The sequence below is a fragment of the Aristaeella lactis genome, from assembly GCF_018118585.1.
Classification (GTDB): domain Bacteria; phylum Bacillota; class Clostridia; order Christensenellales; family Aristaeellaceae; genus Aristaeella; species Aristaeella lactis.
Genome location: NZ_CP069421.1, coordinates 2,126,437 through 2,143,699, shown reverse-complemented (window position 1 = coordinate 2,143,699; position 17,263 = coordinate 2,126,437). Strand labels below are relative to the sequence as shown.

16 protein-coding genes are annotated in these 17,263 nt (G+C 55.0%); 7 read left to right on the top strand and 9 right to left on the bottom strand.

Features of this window, described 5'->3' with window-relative positions:
• Positions 1 to 20 precede the first annotated feature (20 nt).
• From JYE50_RS10065 to JYE50_RS10040, 6 genes are all read right to left on the bottom strand, one after another.
• Positions 21 to 1,340 carry a DUF4179 domain-containing protein gene (locus JYE50_RS10065; protein ID WP_084095407.1) on the bottom strand — a complete coding sequence of 440 codons (1,320 nt, stop codon included), beginning with the start codon at positions 1,338 to 1,340 and terminating at the stop codon, positions 21 to 23.
• Entirely contained in the window at positions 1,341 to 1,817 is a 477-nt protein-coding gene (locus JYE50_RS10060) for an RNA polymerase sigma factor (protein WP_084095406.1), read from the bottom strand.
• A 406-nt stretch (positions 1,818 to 2,223) separates the two neighbouring features.
• Positions 2,224 to 3,057, bottom strand: coding sequence for a DegV family protein (locus tag JYE50_RS10055; RefSeq protein WP_084095405.1), 834 nt, complete (start codon positions 3,055 to 3,057; stop codon positions 2,224 to 2,226).
• Positions 3,058 to 3,087: 30 nt separating this feature from the next.
• Positions 3,088 to 4,170: a hypothetical protein gene (locus tag JYE50_RS10050; RefSeq protein ID WP_084095404.1), complete on the bottom strand. Its 1,083-nt coding sequence runs from the start codon at positions 4,168 to 4,170 to the stop codon at positions 3,088 to 3,090.
• Positions 4,171 to 4,343: 173 nt separating this feature from the next.
• On the bottom strand, positions 4,344 to 5,294 hold the full coding sequence (locus JYE50_RS10045; protein ID WP_084095403.1) for a TIGR03943 family putative permease subunit: 951 nt from the start codon (positions 5,292 to 5,294) through the stop codon (positions 4,344 to 4,346).
• Positions 5,291 to 6,490, bottom strand: coding sequence for a CobW family GTP-binding protein (locus JYE50_RS10040; RefSeq protein ID WP_084095402.1), 1,200 nt, complete (start codon positions 6,488 to 6,490; stop codon positions 5,291 to 5,293). Before JYE50_RS10040 ends, JYE50_RS10045 begins: the two co-directional genes overlap by 4 nt.
• Before the next feature lie 243 nt (positions 6,491 to 6,733).
• Between JYE50_RS10040 and JYE50_RS10035 the strand changes: the two genes are divergently transcribed.
• The 3 genes from JYE50_RS10035 to JYE50_RS10025 are packed head-to-tail and all read left to right on the top strand — an operon-like array spanning position 6,734 to position 9,147.
• Complete coding sequence (locus JYE50_RS10035; protein WP_179138282.1) at positions 6,734 to 7,255, top strand: RNA polymerase sigma factor; 522 nt, start codon at positions 6,734 to 6,736, stop codon at positions 7,253 to 7,255.
• Positions 7,242 to 8,024, top strand: a complete 783-nt coding sequence (locus tag JYE50_RS10030) for a DUF4179 domain-containing protein (RefSeq protein WP_084095400.1) — start codon at positions 7,242 to 7,244, stop codon at positions 8,022 to 8,024. Before JYE50_RS10035 ends, JYE50_RS10030 begins: the two co-directional genes overlap by 14 nt.
• A 58-nt stretch (positions 8,025 to 8,082) precedes the next feature.
• The gene (locus JYE50_RS10025; RefSeq protein WP_084095399.1) at positions 8,083 to 9,147 is read left to right on the top strand and encodes a hypothetical protein; all 1,065 of its coding nucleotides are present in this window, start codon (positions 8,083 to 8,085) and stop codon (positions 9,145 to 9,147) included.
• Positions 9,148 to 9,210: 63 nt separating this feature from the next.
• Here JYE50_RS10025 and JYE50_RS10020 read toward each other — a convergent pair whose 3' ends face one another.
• Both JYE50_RS10020 and JYE50_RS10015 read right to left on the bottom strand, forming a co-directional pair.
• On the bottom strand, positions 9,211 to 9,906 hold the full coding sequence (locus JYE50_RS10020) for a metallophosphoesterase family protein (protein ID WP_084095398.1): 696 nt from the start codon (positions 9,904 to 9,906) through the stop codon (positions 9,211 to 9,213).
• Between the two features lie 82 nt (positions 9,907 to 9,988).
• The gene (locus JYE50_RS10015; RefSeq protein ID WP_179138281.1) at positions 9,989 to 10,804 is read right to left on the bottom strand and encodes a ComEC/Rec2 family competence protein; all 816 of its coding nucleotides are present in this window, start codon (positions 10,802 to 10,804) and stop codon (positions 9,989 to 9,991) included.
• A 237-nt stretch (positions 10,805 to 11,041) separates the two neighbouring features.
• Between JYE50_RS10015 and JYE50_RS10010 the strand changes: the two genes are divergently transcribed.
• The 4 genes from JYE50_RS10010 to JYE50_RS09995 all read left to right on the top strand — a co-directional run bounded on the left by JYE50_RS10010 (position 11,042) and on the right by JYE50_RS09995 (position 15,359).
• Complete coding sequence (locus JYE50_RS10010; protein ID WP_179138280.1) at positions 11,042 to 12,079, top strand: helix-turn-helix domain-containing protein; 1,038 nt, start codon at positions 11,042 to 11,044, stop codon at positions 12,077 to 12,079.
• Between the two features lie 180 nt (positions 12,080 to 12,259).
• Positions 12,260 to 12,673: a hypothetical protein gene (locus JYE50_RS10005; RefSeq protein ID WP_084095395.1), complete on the top strand. Its 414-nt coding sequence runs from the start codon at positions 12,260 to 12,262 to the stop codon at positions 12,671 to 12,673.
• 53 nt (positions 12,674 to 12,726) lie between these two features.
• Positions 12,727 to 13,920, top strand: a complete 1,194-nt coding sequence (locus tag JYE50_RS10000; protein ID WP_084095394.1) for a PBSX family phage terminase large subunit — start codon at positions 12,727 to 12,729, stop codon at positions 13,918 to 13,920.
• A gap of 134 nt (positions 13,921 to 14,054) precedes the next feature.
• Complete coding sequence (locus JYE50_RS09995; RefSeq protein ID WP_084095393.1) at positions 14,055 to 15,359, top strand: phage portal protein; 1,305 nt, start codon at positions 14,055 to 14,057, stop codon at positions 15,357 to 15,359.
• Here the strand turns inward: JYE50_RS09995 and JYE50_RS09990 are convergent.
• Positions 15,349 to 17,034 carry a hypothetical protein gene (locus tag JYE50_RS09990; RefSeq protein WP_084095392.1) on the bottom strand — a complete coding sequence of 562 codons (1,686 nt, stop codon included), beginning with the start codon at positions 17,032 to 17,034 and terminating at the stop codon, positions 15,349 to 15,351. The genes JYE50_RS09995 and JYE50_RS09990 overlap by 11 nt on opposite strands.
• Positions 17,035 to 17,263: the final 229 nt, after the last annotated feature.

Sequence of the window (17,263 nt, the reverse complement as noted above, 5' to 3'; positions counted from 1 at the left end):
CCGTCAGATAACACCGGCGGTCAGTCTGCCGGTTTTACCAGCACGGCCTGACTCATATCCACCTTTGCGTTTCCTGTGCTTTCTCCGTTTTCATCCACTTCCGTTTCTTCAACGGGGGCCAGGTACAGTTCATCCGGGATATTCTCCAGGTACGGATAGAGGAAGTCAGCAGATTCATCGCCGAAACCTTCACAGCCGCCCTTGCCAGGGAAGATCAGTTTACCGTCCTTATCCACCAGTTCCAGGCTCCAAATCCAGCTTTCAAACATATCCATGGGCTTATAGGGCCACAGGACGGTGCCGTCCTCATCCACCACATTTTCACCGTTTTCCTCAATGAAGGCAGCCATGGCTTCGGGATTGGCCTCCAGGTCCAGGGTGATATAGGTCATCAGGGGCGTGAAAGCCGCGTCAGAGACTTTAGCAGTCACTTCCGGCAGGACTGTTTCTTTGTTGGGATGATAAGTCTTCACTTTGGACTGGATATCACCGGCATCGTAGGTGAAGGTGATCATTCCTTTATCGGGTTTCTTCAGGTCATCTCCGTCCCACAGTTCCGGATGCTTCGACCTGCTGTAATTCTCCAGGGGCTGACATTCCCCGATGGGCAGGCTGATCTCGATAGGCCCGTTTACAATGACGCCATTGTTGTTCAGCCGCCAGACAAGGGTGCAGATGATCTCGCCGGGAACGGTTGTGCCGTCCATCCCCATTTCTGAGCTTTCAGGCGCATTCACTTCCTGACCGTTTACCCAGATGGAATCGTTCCACCAGCCAACGTTATGGGCTGCCAGGACTTCGTACATCTTTTCTTCATCGCTCCAGCCAGATACAGCTTTGTCTGGATCTCCGCCTTGTTCTTTCAGCTCATCCTCCGGAATATTGTCTCCATAACGGTCTCTAAGGGTAACCCCGAAAGCTTCGTCCATATCCGGGATCTGGTATTTGTACTGCACCATCAGGATCCGGCCGTCATAACCCACTTCCTGAATGGAGATCTCCACGTCATTCACGGTTTCTGTATAGACATCCCGCTGCATGATGCTGTCAGCGTTGACCGGCGATTTGCCGGTAAGGTAGGAGATGGAAACCCGCTCAAACAGATGCCACTGGACCGCCGCGAAAGCGATGGCACCAAGGGCCAGGATCAGCGCGATGGCGATGACCAGCGTGCGGCGGCTGAAACGGCCGGCGGTTTTGATCGCCTGTTTTGTACTTTCTTTCATCTGTGCCTCCTGCGTCACGATGTTCTCCAGGGTCATTTCCACCCTGTTGTGGAAATGCTCCGGGACTTCGGGGGTTACAGATGCCAGCCTGTTTTTAAATTCATTAATCTTCATTTATTCCGCCTCCTCTTCCAGCTCAACGAGGAGAGCTTTGCCTATCTGTTTCCGTGCGCTTCTCATACGGGTTTTGACGGTGCTTTCCGGTATTCCCAGGGTATTCGCCAGATCCTGTATGGAGTAGCCGTCCACATAATGAAGCGTGATGAGCAGGCTGAGCTCAGGCTTCAGCTTGCTGACCGCTTCCAGCACGGGAGCATCCGGTTCGGGAGCATTTGCTTCCTGTGCCGCGGCTTCCTCCAGGGGACAGAAGTTCCATTTTTTGCGCTTACGCAGGAGATCCTTGCACTGGTTTGTAAGAATACGGGACATCCAGGGCCTGAACTGCTTCAGGTCCCGCAGGGATTCCCGTTTCTCCCAGGCCTTGATCAATGCATCCTGTACCGCATCCTCAACATCCGCGTTGCTGCCCATGTAGGACCAGGCGATGCGGTATAACAACTTCTCGATCCGCCTGATTTCCGCTTGAAACATCAAAGCATCCACGACATCGTTTCCCCTTCAAAATATTCGGTCGGCGCGTCCGCTTTCCGAAGAAGCGTCCTGTACAGCGCTGATTACAGGTTCCATCTATAAGACGAAGGAAAAAGAAAAATGGTTTTCTTTCTGAAAACATTTTTCTTTTTCAATTAACAATGAACAATTATATACTGCGGACAAAGCCCTACTTAAAACTTAAAACTGAAGACTGAAAAATGAATAATGATGGAAAAAACAGCACATTACGTGCTGTTTTCATGAATCAATTCAGATCTCTCCACACGGTCGCAAGCGACCTTGGTCGAGATGACATTTGAAAATGTCAGTTTAGAGTGAAGAGTGATGAGTTAAAAGTGAAAAGTGAAGAGTGAAGAGTGAAGAGTTTTGATTGTCGGATATATTAATATCCGACAATCAAACCCTCACGCTCAGCATAGAAGCTGTCGAGGCCGCGGGCGGCCTGCACCAGGACCTCAATACCGGCATGGGCTGCTTCCAGGGCTTTCTTCAGGGCTTCGGCATCCTTCAGGTTCTGGCAGTGGCTGATGACGATCTGCTTGCCGGCAATACCAACCTTGCTGATCTCTTCCACCAGGAAACGCACCATGCTCTTGCTGCCGCGGGCTTTGCCGCGGATGACGATCTCGCCCTTCTCATCGCCCATACCGATGCCCCAGAAGCCCAGGTGGCCGGCGATGAAACCGATCAGGCGGCTCACCCGGCCGCTCTTGATCAGGTTATGGTAGGAGATCAGCGCGAAGCTGGTGTGGATCCGGTCCGCGGTCTCATTCAGATCCTTCTCGATCTCCTCAAAGGACTTTCCCGCAAGGATCAGGTCACGGGCATGCCAGATCAGCATGGACACTTCGGGACCGGTGGCCTTGGTGTCAATGATGGCGATCTGTTTGTCCGGTTCGTCTTCCAGAACCATGTTCCGGCCGATCAGGGCGCTGTTATAGCAACCGCTCAGGGCTCCGGAAATGGTGAAGGCGATGACCGGACCGGGGGCGGAGAACTTTTCCCGCCAGGCTTCCGGGGAAGGACAGGCGGTCTGCGCCATTTCGGAGTGGGTTTCATTTGCTTCCAGCATTTCACCCACGTTCATGTTCTCATCATCCACATATTCTTTGCCGCCGATCCGGATGGTAAAGGGGATCGTCGCAAAATCCATTTTGCCTTCTGTGCCCTCCAGCTCATAGAGGTCACAGCTTGAATCAGATACCAGATGCCACATACTCCAGACATCTCCCTTCGGTATTACGATTTAAAACCGGGGCGCTTCAAACGCGGGTGTTTCCACCGCGGGCATGGCGCTGAAATCGATCGGATCTCCGTTCAGGTCCTTCGCCTTGCTGTTCGGAACAGCCTTTTTATCCTTCAGGATGAACAGGGGATCCTTCGTGATGAACACATATTCCTGATAATCGAAGAAGTCACCGAAGGTCAGCACCCAGATCCGGGCATCCTTCGCTTTCTTCGCGTCAGCTTCCTCCATCGGCGGAAGGTCCGTCATGGTGGCGTAGCTCATGGCTGCCTTTGAAATGCCGCGGTATTTTGCCATGACCGCTTCATCGAAACCGACGGGGTCATAACAGTTTTCCCGCAGGATCAGCTTGGTCCTGTCATCCGCGTCCAGCGCCGCGCTGCGCAGGACAACGGTGGTTTCATCCGTGCGGCATTCCAGCCCGGTCAGCTTCCCGTCCGGGGAAAACTCGGCATCCAGGACATAACCGCCGAAGCCTGTCTGGCGCCAGCTGACTATGCAGCTTTCGGCCTTGCCGTCTTCCCCGAAGGTTACCGTACGGACAAAACGGTCTTTTGTATCTTCCACGGTGCGGGTTTCGCTGATCAGGGTGCCGTCTTCCCGGAAAGCATATTCCGCGTCGGCTCCGTCCGCGTCATCCGAAAGGGAGGCACGCACGAACTCAAGCGGACCGTTCCAGGTGTTGTATTCCTGGGTGAGGCCGGTATCCCCGTTCCAGTAGATGTAGACGTTGAAAATGCTGTCTTCATTGCCGGTGCGGTGGGCAACGGCGGAATCGGTGTTCTTTTTGGAGAAAATGGTGTTCTCCGTTGCTTCCACAAAATTGATCTCCGTCACAACCAGTTTCGGGACTTCCCGGTCCAGTGTCAGGGTCAGGCGGCCGGCATCACTGACGGAAAACTCTGTCACACGGGCAGGCTCCGGAAGCCCTTCCGGCAGGGCGACGGCGGATGCCTTCGCGGGGATCTTTTTCAGTTCTTCGGGCAGGATATATCCGTTCTTCGGACTGCCTGCGGCATGGGCGCCTGCCAGAGGCAGCAGCACCAGCATGACCGCGCACAGCAGTGTAAGCGCTCGCTTCATGATCAGCATCTCCTTTCACGGTGTGTGCGTAAAAGAATAATCATCCTATTATACGCCTTCCGGACGTTCCTTTGCAAACCAACCCGGGAGTTTCCTTCGTCCTTTTTGTGTGTTTACCAAAAAAGAAAACGGACGGGAGGTTCACACGGAACATCCCGTCCGGACAGAACGTTTTACAGGTTCACAAAGTTGACCAGGTTTTCCCGGGGTGCCTTGGCCCGTTCGCACTTCAGCTCGTTGAGCATCAGGGCGGTCTGGCCGTCCGGCCCCTGTACCATCTTGCAGCGGGCGGTCAGGCTGAAATAGGTCTTGTTGTCCGGGGTGCGCTCGCCCTTGCAGACCCAGCCGCAGGGGGCGATATCGTTGGCACAGCAGGTCATGGCTTCCCGGGCAAAATAGTAGAAGCCCTTCGGGAACTCCCGGCGGCGCCAGGCCTGGCCAACCAGGCTGACCACCTTGCCGTCGTAGCGCTCCGGATGATCCATGCTGTCCACGTAGAACAGGCCGAACTGCTCATCGGAGATGCGGATAACGTCCGCCTTCATGTCATAAGGCAGGTCCTCATCCCGGATGCCGTCATCCACCGTGCCGTCCAGGTTTTCGAACATGATGGTGGCGGCGCTGTTCATGGCGCGCAGCTGCTTGCGCCAGCTGCCTTTGTTAAAGTCCTCCCCGCAGCGGTTCACATAGATCATATCCGCTGTCTTCATGGGGTCGGTGAGGAGCTTGCGCATGTTGGTCATGTAGTTGTCGAAGGTGGTGGCATCGGCGGTAGTGACCACCTGTGCCCAGTCCCACAGCCGGGGAAGCATGATCTCATCCAGCTTCTCCAGACCCCACATGGTGTTGTATTCCATGATCACGCAGGTGGGCTCATACCGCTTGTCCAGCTGGGCCAGACGTTCGGTGGTCAGGTCATCGGCGCTGTCCAGGACCTCCAGGATGCCCTTGTGGTCCTTCAGGCTCTTGTCATCCCACTCGACTTCGCCTTCTTCGCAGCAGAGGATCAGCACGTTGCCGCCGTTGGTGAAGCGTTCGTTCGCCAGCACGGTCAGGCCCAGGGTTGTCTTGCCGCTTTCAATGAACCCGGTGATCAGGTATACCGGCACAAATCTTCTGATCATAGATGAAACAACTCCGTCAGCGCTTTTTCGTTCAGGTCGGCGCCGATCACGCACAGGCGGCCGGTGTAGTCCGCACTGCCGTCCCGCATGTCGATCTCGCCGGGCACATAGTCAAACTGGAACCAGCTGCCTGCCGCGGTCTGCAGGATACCCTTGGCCCGCAGCACCTTGCCGTATTCCTCTTCATCGGAGAGCTTCTCCAGCATGCCGCGGATCTCGTCCTTTTCATACCGCTGCGCGGTTTCCAGGCCGATGTTGCCGAAGACTTCGTCCGCGTCGTGGCCTTCTCCGTGGTGATGGTGGTGATGGTGGTGGTCATGGTCATGGCAGCCGCAGGTGCAGCCTTCGCCGTGTTCATGATGGTGATGCTCATGATCGTGATCATCGTCGTCATCGTCATCGTCATCATCGTCGTGATGGTGATGGTGATGCTCATGTTCATCCTCATCATCGTCATCGTCGTCATCATGGTGATGATGGTGGTGGTGTTCATGTTCATCCTCATCGTCGTCATCGTGATCATGGTGATGATGGTGGTGCTCGTGCTCATCCTCGTCGTCATCATCGTCATCATCCAGCGGGGCAAACCAGATGGGCTTGCCGTTCTCGATCACGTCCAGCATGAAGTCCGCGTCCATCTCATCCCAGGGGGTGGTGATGATCCGGGCATCAGGATGGGCTTCGGCGATCAGCTGGCGGCTCTTTTCCACCCGGGCGGCGTCCAGCAGCTGGGTGCGGCTGAAGATCACCGTGGAGGCACTCTTCACCTGGTCCAGGAAGAACTCACCGAAGTTCTTCATATACATGCGGCACTTTCCGGCATCCACCACGGTGGCGCTTCCGCCGGTCTCGATATCCGTGTGGCGCTCTTTCGCTTTTTCCACCGCGGAGAGAATCTCGCTCAGCTTGCCGACGCCGGTGGGCTCCACCAGGATGCGGTCCGGATGATAGGTGTCGATCAGCTGGTCCACAGCGGCCTGGAAGTCACCCGCCAGGGTGCAGCAGATGCAGCCGGCGTTCAGCTCCGTCACTGTGATGCCGGCGTCCTTCATGAAGCCGCCGTCAATGCCGATTTCACCGTATTCGTTCTCAAGCAGCACAACCTTTTCATTCTTCAGGCGGCCGCCCAGCAGTTTTTTGATCAGTGTCGTCTTACCGGCTCCGAGGAAGCCGGAGATCACGTTTACCTTTACCATGGATGATCCTTCTTTCCTTACGCTCGCCGCGAACCGCGGCGGCACTCCTTTTTATAGCGCCAGATTCCTTGTTTGTCAATGGCTTTCGCCATACAGGCTCCCAAAGGGCAGCAGGAGAACAGAAAAAGTTTTTCGCGGGCATGTTGCGTTTTTTATGTTATCCTGTGTCTAATGTGTGAACGGGCTGAGCCGGGAGAACAAAACGCAAGGCACAGCCCCGATGAGACAGGAGGTGAGGCTGCCATGGAAACTGTCATGGGCCCGGACAGTAAAGAGGAAAGAATAGAACGCATGGTAGCCCTGTACCAGCTGCCGCTGCTGCGGCTGTGCATCATGTATCTGCATGATGAGGAACTGGCAAAGGACGCGGTACAGGAAACATTTATCAAGGCCTACCGGAACCTGGACAGCTTCAGGGCGGACGCGACGGAAAAAACATGGCTGACGCGGATCGCGATCAACACCTGCAAGAACCTGCACAGATCCGGATGGTTCAGACATATGGACCGGGCGGTCACGCCGGATATGATTACCGACAGGCCGGCCCCGGCCCGGCAGGAAGACGATGACCTGACCACAGAGATCATGAACCTGCCCGTCAAGCTGCGGGAAGTCGCATTGCTCTGCTGGCTTCAGGGAATGACATATGAAGAGACCGCCGAAGCGCTGGGGATTTCCCGGCAGGCTGTGGGCGGTCGGTTGAACCGCGCAAGAAACAAACTGCGCTTTGCTATGGAAGGAAGTGATCATCATGACCTTGCATGAAGAACAGAAACGGGTTCAGGAAGCGGTCAGCAGCTCCTTCGCGTATGTACAGGAAGATCCGTGGCTCGCGCAGCGGGTTCTTGCCAACGCGAAAGGAGAAGAACCTGTGAAAAAAAGGATATCCCTTACCCTTGTACTGAGTATTATCCTGGGCCTTGCCCTGATCGGAACGGCATACGCCCTGTTTTCCTCCCGGGTGGTGGAGTTTTTCGGAAACGAGTATGGAGAAGATTTTGCTGAATGGCTGAAGGACGGGAAATCTGCCGCGATCGGGGAAACCGTTACCCTGGACGGCGTTGACTTTACCCTGGATGAAGTGATCTGGCGGGACAACGGGATCTATGCAGTCGGAACCGCCAGGGCAAAGGACGGAAAAGACGAGCTGGTCCCCATGGAAATGACATTTGCCGCGGACTGGACGGATGAGGATGCCCTGGATGAGGAATACCGGGTGCTGATCAGCCGCGCGCAGGCCGCCGGAGGACGGCTGCTGTCCGTGGACTGCAGGCCGAGTACGATCGGCATGGATGAAGGCACTATGGACATCCTGGACAACGTGGGTTTTGACCAGGAATACAACGAGGACGGAAGCATTACCTTCTGCTTTGAAGCGACTGATTATACGCTGGAAGAAGGTACGGTATACCAGATGGAGATGTTTGCTCAGGTGGACGAATGGACGGCGGAGGGTGAAGTGGATGAAGGGAAAGGGGCTTACCAGACCTGGATCGTTTCCTTTACCCCTGAATTCATGGACGGCCGGACATAATAAAAAGACGAAAAGCAGCTGACAGGCTGCAGGACGATTTGACGGAGGATACCTGAAAATGCGTAAATATACCAGAATACTTTCTTTTCTGACTGTATTGATTCTGCTGTGCTCCGCTGCCGCCATGCCGGCATTTGCGGAATACGAGCTTGTGGTTCCTGAGGAATATAAGGAGACAGGCACCTTGCCCGTATACCGGGCGGTCAAAAACGACTTCACGTCCGTGATGCAGCCGGAATGGCTGAACCAGAGCGGAATCACCGAAAAGTGGGATACAGGAGCCTTCTTTAACGATCACGCGGAACTGTTCTGTTATCCGGAATCCATCAGTTATTCTGAATACACGGATGAAATGATTGAGATTAACTGGGCTGAACGGGAGGAAAACCCGGAGATTGAGCCGGAAATGTACAATCAGCACGCACTTCCGAGCGCCATCACCCGGCTGGCCAACGCAGCTTATACCGGAATGCGGGAGTATGCCCGGGGAGTGAAGCTGGAACACGAACAGCTGACGCTGATTTCCCTGGCGGAAGCCCGGCAGGCGGCGGAAACCTTTATCGCAAGGGTGGGCATGGAGGATCAGGGCTACGAGCTCGCCTATGCGCTGGACATGGATCTGGAACGGATCCGGACCATCGGGGAGGAATACAACCGTTTCCGGTTCGATGAAGGCCGCAGAAACTGCGATATGCTGGATTATTCGACTGCCACGGCTGAAGATGAAGGCTATTTCCTGCTCTATACGCTGCTGGGATCACCCCGCATCAGCTACCATGATTATCATCTTGAGCTGTATGTCACCAGCCGGGGAATTGAAGACGCATATTTCGGCGCAGAGTACCGGAGAGAGGAAATTGTGGATACCCCGGCGGAACTGATCTCTCCAGATGAGGCGGCGGCCCGGTTCTATGAAGAACTGGCTGCCAGCGAAAGCCGCAGGACGGCGGATTCCCTGGACAAGATCTCGCTGACTTATATGCCTGTACACGCAAAGAACAAAAAAGATGGCATGGTTTTTACTCCAACCTGGCAGATTTCGTACACATGGCGGGGAAGAAACCGCCACTGGGCCTATATCAACGCGATCGACGGCAAACTGATCGACGCGGTATTCAAATAAAAACAGTTCTCCCATAAAAACACCCGCGGGACAATGAGTCCCGCGGGTGTTTTGTGATGCTTTTCAGAACCGGGAGTAGATGCCGGTCAGCACTTCTTTCCGGAAGGCTTCCTTCATCGGAAGGTCCGGATATAGATCTATGGTATCCACGGCCTTCTGGTTATCATAGGGAACGGAAAGAATGGTAATGTTCAGCGGGCCGCCGTCTTTTTCCCCTTCCAGCAGGAGCGCGTGGGCCCTGGGAAGGCTGAGGTTGTCGCCGACACTGCCGGTGTTGAGCGCGTATCCGCCTTCCAGCGGGCGGACAAAAGGCCTGTGGCTGTCAGCGCAGATGAGACCGTCCGCCTCCGGGCGGCCGTCGCGGAATTTGAATCCTTCCCGGAGTTTTTCATCCGGATCAAAGCTCAGGTAAAGCGGATCCAGGAAGCGGCCGTGCACCAGGCGGAACCGCATGCCGGCGATGGTCAGCTCGTCTTCCAGCGGCAGGGAGTCCAGCCACGCGAACCGTTCCGGACCGATCTGCCGGGAATAGAAAGTATCCTGGTCCTTTTCATTGCTCAGGCCCCGGTCCCAGTTGCCGGCGACCCAGTGACTGCAATGGGCCCGGACCCAGTCGCAGGTCTTGTCGCTTTCCGGGCCCTTGCCAACCGCGTCCCCGAGGAACCATATATCGTCCGGCCGGATCTTTTCCAGCTCCCGCTCCATGGCTTCTGTCGCGGTCATGTTCCCGTGCAGGTCCGCCAGGAGAACAATCTTCATATCCGTCACCCCGCTGTTCTTCGATCTGATACGGCTATTGTATCGGGAAAAGCCCGGATTGACAAGAACGGCCGGGGAATTGTCAGTTCAGTACCTGAAGCCGGTCGCCGTCGCTCCGGAAGGCGATGGTCCCCAGCTCGTCCGTGCGGAGCGTTTTTGCTCCGATCTTTTCCAGCCGCTCGAGTACCTGCCGGTGCGGGTGGCCGTATTCATTGTTTTTTCCGACGGAGATCACAGCCCAGGAGGGCTGCACAGCCTCCAGGAAAGGTTTAGTGCTGGCGGTGCTGCTTCCGTGGTGGGAAACCTTCAGGACATCCGCTTTCAGGTTTGCGCCGGCGTCCAGCATCATATACTCAGACCAGTCTTCCGCGTCCCCGGTGAAAAGGAAGGAAGTTTTTCCGTAATCGATCCGAAGCACGATGGAGGCGTCATTGGTGCGGCTTTCACTGACCGCCTCCGGCCAGCAGTGCAGGACGGTGACAACGGCGCCGCCCAGCCGCAGCGTATCGCTGACAGCCGGAACAGCCAGGGGAGTTCCCTGCTTCGCGGCGTATTTCAGCACATACTCAAAGGCTTTGGAATCCCACTCCCGGACCGGAGAAAGCAGAAGGTCCGCCGGTGCCGCGTTCAGCACGGAGGACAGGCCGTACACATGATCCACATGGGGATGGGTTGAGATCACATAATCGATATGGCGAAGGCCAAGGGTCTCCCGGATATACCGGTAGACCATCCCCGCGGAAGCCCGGGGGCCGCCGTCAATGACCATGGCCTCGCCGTCGCACAGAACCACGGCGCAGTCGCCCTGGCCCACGTCCAGGAAATGGACTTCCAGATCCGCCAGCGCGATGGCCGGCAGAAGCAGGAGTACCAGGAATACCGTTAATACCTTTCTCATCTTTCGGTTCATCACCGGAGGGCTCAGGGATTCCGGTGACCAGGATGAGTATAGGCAGAAATGTACATATAAAACAGTACAAATCGGGACAAATACGGGCGGTTATTTTGCGGAGTGTGGCAAACCTGCGACTCAATTACCGGTTGAGTATTCTAAAGCATACAGTTATTGATAATGGATAAAAAACAGGTTATGATTCAACTGTCAGCTGACATAACTGATATGGAGGGATACAGAATGAATATGAATGTGGGAAGCGTGATCAAACGCCTCCGGACAGAGCACTCAGTCACCCAGGAGGAACTGGCCGGACACCTCGGCATTTCATACCAGGCGGTCAGCAAATGGGAAACGGGAGCCACCATGCCGGATATCACCCTGCTGCCGGAACTGGCGGCATTCTTCGGGGTCAGGATCGACGAACTGTTTTCCGTTGACCGCGAGGATGAGCTGGAACGGATCGATACCATGCTGCAGCGGGAAACCATGACAGACCGGAATTATGCCTACGCGAAGCGGGTCCTGGACGGGATCCTGCAGGAAAACCCGAAGGATATCGGCGCGATCAAACGGTATGCCAGGGTATACCTGGAGAAGACCAATACGGATCTGCTGGCTGCAGGACGTATGCTGGAGACTGCCATGGAACTCAGCCCGCTGGATGAGGAGATCTATTTCCTGTACCGTTCCGTGCGCGGCGGCAACGGGTATAAACAGCACAGTGACAATGACTGGTTCATCCGGGTCTGTGAGCCTTATGCCAGGAAGTATCCGCAGAACAGGCACCTGTATTTTATGCTGATCGAAGCCATGACGGACAAGAAGTACTTTGACCGGGCGGAAGAGCTGCTGAACGCGGTGCGGTTTGAAGGAGAAAACCGGTATATGAAAGAGGTGCTCCTCGGGGATATCGCGCTGGCCAGGGGAGAAGAGGAAAAGGCCAGGGAGATCTGGAGCAGTATCCCCGGTGATGACTGGCTGGGACAGCAGGAAGCCGGGGAACGGTTCAACCGGATCAATGAATATGAGAAGGCCATAGAGTGCTTCAAAAACGCGTATGACGCGCAGACGGAAGAACCGCGCAAGCTGGATATGATCTATTCGTTGGCGTTCCTGTACAAGAAACTGGGACGATGCGCGGAAGCGAAAGAAGCCTGGGAGCTGATCGCCGATACCCTGATCTCCGGATACGGAATGACGGAAGAGGATAATGATGTGAAGTGGCCCCGGCGGGAGATCGCCAGGCTGGATCAGCTGATGAACGCGCAAGGCTGATCCGGAGCGTTCCGGAAGCAGCCCGGCAGTAAGCCGGCAGTAAAAATACAGTAAATTTACAGTCAAAGGACAGTTTTCGTACACTTGAAACACAGTGGACACCGGGTATATCATTACACTGGAAAAATACACAGAGGGCTCCGGCAGACAGCCGGGGCCCTTTTCGTAAGGAGGAATAAAATGAATGTGGAACCTGTCGCCCTGCGCGGACTTCGCCGTGAACTGACCCGTGACCTGTTTGAGGAACTGGGCGCCATTCAGTGCAAAACCGAAGAGATCCTCGGCTATATCGGTACAACGGAAAAGAAACTGGAGGCCTGGTGCCGGAAGATTTACAGGCACTCCCTGAATGAAACGCTTGAGATGATCCGCCAGGACGGACTGATCGCCATCCGGCGGGCCAGTTTTGATCAGCTGAAAAAGAGCGCGACCCTGATCTCCCAGCAGTATAACCGCTTCCTGCCCAACGCCGGTATGGATCCGCAGAAGAACGCGGAAGCCGCGATCCGGGCCCTGACAACCGCGGCAGCGCCGCGGCGGGAGGAAATGCAGGAACTGTTCGCTGATCCGGAGGAGGGAGGCGAGGAGTCCTGAGCTTCCAGTTTCAGCCCTTTTCCCGCAAACAAAGGCAGCTGCTTTACTGGTGGATGCCGGGGTCCGGATATGAAGACCGGCGCATTGTGCTGGCGGACGGGGCGATCCGGAGCGGAAAGACGGTGGCGATGATCCTGTCCTTCCTGCTCTGGAGCCTGACCTGCTTCCAGGGACGGGATTTCATCATGGCCGGTGTCACTTCCGGAGCCCTGGCACGGAATGTGCTCAGCCCGATGCTGTCCATGCTGGAGACCCTGGGTATTCCCTATGAATGGAAACGCGGGGAGGGAAAGGTGATCATCGGCCGGAACAGCTATTACCTGTTCGGTGCGGACAAGGACAATGCCCAGGACAAGCTTCAGGGAATGACTGCTGCCGGTGCCTATGCCGATGAGGCGGCCCTGTTTCCCCGGTCCTTTGTGGACCAGATGATCGGCCGCTGTTCTGTGGAGGGAAGCCGCATCTTTCTGAACTGCAACCCGAACGGCGCCTATCATTTCCTGAAAACGGATTTTATCGACCGGGCGGATGAGATAGGCATGTACCGGCTGCATTTCACCATGGATGATAACCTGACCCTTTCCCCAGCAATCCGGAAAAGCTACGCCCGAAGCTTTTCGGGCGTTTTTTACCGCCAGTATATCCTGGGAGAATGGGTCAGTGCCGAAGGCGCGGTCTATCCTATGTGGGATGACCTGGAAAACACGTTTGACGAATCGGAACGCGGCGAGGAGGAACAGCCGTTCCTGGATATGCGCCGTTTCTGCGCTGTGGACTACGGCACAGTGAACCCCTGTGTTTTCCTGGATGTGCGGGACGATGGAAGAACCTTCTGGATCATGAGAGAGTATTACTGGGATTCCACAGCCCGGCGCAGGCAGAAAACAGACGCGGAATACGCGGACGACCTTTACGCGTTCCTGGACGGAGACCGGAATACGCAGATCATTGTGGATCCCAGCGCGGCCAGCTTCAAGGCGGAACTGCGAAAGCGGGGCTTCCGTGTACTGGACGCGAAAAACGACGTCCGGGAAGGGATCGCTACAACGGCGGTGCTGATCGGAAACCGGAAGGTCCGGGCGGAACGGAACCACTGCGTCTCGCTGATGCGGGAAATCCATGGCTATACCTGGGACGAGAAAGCCAGGCAGAAAGGGGAGGAAAGACCGGTGAAAGAACATGACCACGCGATGGACGCGATGCGCTATTTATGCCATACGAAAACAAACCGTTTCCGCGGTATCTAACCGCGGAAACGTAATGAATACTGAAGATTGAATACTGAAAAATGAATAATGGTGGATGGATGGCTTCGCCATCCTTTGAATCCATAATCTGATACAGCAGGAGAGAAAATGATAATCATTATGAATTGTGAATTATGAATTATGAATTGAAAAAGCGAAGCTTTGCCCGTGACGGTTATTCCAACACGGCGGCGTTCCTGGGGAAAGATTCTGTGCTGCTTTCGGCAGGCACCTTTGTCCGCTCCGGGCTGACGTCGGATCCGGAACTCCTGACAGCCATGTACAGGGAATCCTGGCTGACCATGCGGATCATCGACATGCCCTCGGAAGACATGACCCGGGCCTGGTACAGGCTTACCGCGGACCTGGATGAAGACGAAATTCATGCCCTGCGCCGCCTGGAAGCACGCCACAGCATCAAACAGGAACTGACCAATGCCCTCCGGTGGGCCAGGCTGTATGGCGGCTCCCTGGCACTGATGGTGATCCGGGGTGAGGAAGACCGGCTGGACCAGCCGCTGGATATGGATATGCTGCTGCCGGGATGCTTTCAGGGACTGCTGGTGCTGGACCGGACCCAGGGGATCGAGCCATCGGAGGAACTGGTGTCAGACCTGGATGATCCGGATTTCGGACTGCCGGCCAGCTATACCGTGAACCTGAACATGGAGGGATACAGCTCCGTAACCCTGCATCACTCCCGTGTGCTGCGGTTTGTCGGGCGGGAACTGCCGCGGGTGGAGACCATCCGGGAGCGGTACTGGGGAGTCAGCGAGATGGAGCATATCCAGGATGAACTGCTCAAGCGCAGCGCGGCTTCGGCCAACATAGCCCAGCTGATCTTCCAGGCGAATATCACCACCCTGAAGATGGCAGACTTCGGTGACCTGCTTGGCACGGGCACGGAGGAACAGCGCAGGAACCTGGAATACGCCATGGAAACAGAGAACCGGTTCCGGACCTCCTTCGGGCTTCAGCTGATGTCGAGGGATGACTGCCTGGAAAATCACCCTTATTCCTTTGCCGGACTGAGTGAGATCTATGAGCAGTTCATGATGGATATGGCCGGGGCGGCGGAGATCCCGGCGACAAGGCTGTTCGGCCGGAGTCCGCAGGGGATGAACGCCACCGGGGAATCAGACCTGCGGAATTACTACGATATGATCGCCCAGATGCAGGAGAGGATGCTCCGGCCAGCGCTGGATAAGCTGCTGCCGGTGATGGCAGTGTCCTGCTGGGGCTTCGTGCCGGAAGACCTGGAAATTGTTTTTGAGCCGGTAATGACAAGCAGCCCCGCCGAACGGGCGGAGCTGGTGCAAAAAATGTCCGGGGACGTGATCGAAGGGTATAAGTGCGGTCTGTTCACAAGGGAACAGGCGCTGAATGAACTGAAATCCCGGGGAGAAGAGATGGGCGTATATACGAAGATCAGGGATTAAGGCTATAGTGATATGGACTGGAAAGCAGGTAAATATGGTTCAGGATGCTGGTACAGTAGTCAGTCATGGAGGTCTTTATGATCAGGGTATTCAGGAGATCTCCGTTGAGCCAGTAAAGCATCTCAGTATACACTTCAAAAGTTCCGTTGGCATTATAACTGATCTTTATTCCGGGAACTTCCCTGTCCGAGATCCTGCGATGAATGATCTCATAACTGAAATCATCCGGTGATGACGCGGTGAATGCCCGGTCATAGAACTTCTTTATTTCCTCAGCATATGCTTCTTCACCGTATTGCTTCACGAACGGTACGGCGGAGGTGCTCACCTGGAAAGTGACAGTTCCAGGTTTTTTCGAATTGGCCATATACATCATGGTGACAGGATCATTGTTTTTCAGGAAATCCGGATCCTCGTCCGAATACTCTCCTGCGCGTGCACGATTGGTGTCAAGGAGATTCAAGTATCCCTGCTGGGTGTAAAAAACCCAGTCCTCCAGGGCACAGCCAATGTCCATTGTCGCGTTTTCATATATGATGCCGTTCGTAGGAATATCAAAGATATCGGGACCTTCAGGCAGTTCGGGCGTTATGACAGGCTGTTTTTCCCGCGGCTGGAAATCCGCCGGCACTTCCTGATCCTGCAGATAGCTCAGGTTCCATTTCTCCGGGTTATGGGTTGGCTTGTACTGCCAGGCTTCAGCGGGCACGCCCAGAAGCCTTCCGTCATCAGCCTGCGCCTTCATCGTCAGGACTTCTTTAAAAAACTGCATGTCGCGGTTTCCTGTGTAGGGATCAAACCCGTATACTTCCGGTTTGTCCGGATTGGGAATTTCCAGCTGCCATTTTTGGTAAAAGCTGCCCAGCTGATGGATCCATTCGTGCACACAAACGATCTTCATATCGGCTATGTGCTCCGGAGAAGGATCATCACCAAGCATGACGACAACCGCGTAACCAGGTTCTTCACGGGGGTTTTCCGGAGCAGTTGCCAGACCTGCGTATGTCAGGGCAAAATGATCCAGGCGTGCCATGACAAGTACGGAATCATATTTACGTAAGGCAAGGTGCTTCACGTCGAGTTCGGATGATGGCAGGCTGTATCCATAATCCGGATTATATGTGAGAGCTGTGACCGGTTCATCGATGGTCATCCGGGTAATCTCAATATCGACCAGTCCGTCTGTGGACTCTTCAACAAATGACTCAAATGCTTTGGACACCTCTTCGGAAACCTGGTGGTTTCTTTCTGTCATGCGGTTAGTGATCCCGAGACAGTCGACGGTTTCTACATCGATCCACAGGACTTTCCATATGCTGGGCCCTTGGAATTCTTCCTCCGCTTTTTCCTCTTTCCAGCCAGCCGGAAGCAGACCGCGCTTCTTGGCGTAAAACAGCTGGAAGCTGTATTCCGCGCCGGCTTCGGTCTCGATCTGATAGGCGGTCGTATCAACCGGGAAAACGGCGTTCAGGGTTTCATCGGTAAGGTTATTCTTCCAGAAGAGTTTGAAGAATCCTTTTTCAGCATATCCGTCCGGCAGGATCACCGTGAAGCCGGAATCTGTCTGCTCCACGGTAAAATCCTCAACCGGGGTGTTCAGTTCCGCGGCGGACACAGGCAGGGCTGCCAGAAGCATGGAAGCCAGGAGCAGCAGGGCTGTAAAGCGTTTCTTCATATGGAGACATACATCCTTTCCCGATCAGATTTAGTTTCCAGTACAGCTCTTTATACTGATTATACGTACGGCATGAGCAGAGTACAGGACGGATCCGGAAAAATAGGAGGGGCTATTTTGTAAAAGAGGTAGGAAGTAGGAGATAGGAAGTATAATACTTAAAACTTAAGACTTAAAAATGAATAATGAATAATGGTGGATAAAACAGCGCCGGAGGCGCTGTTTTCAG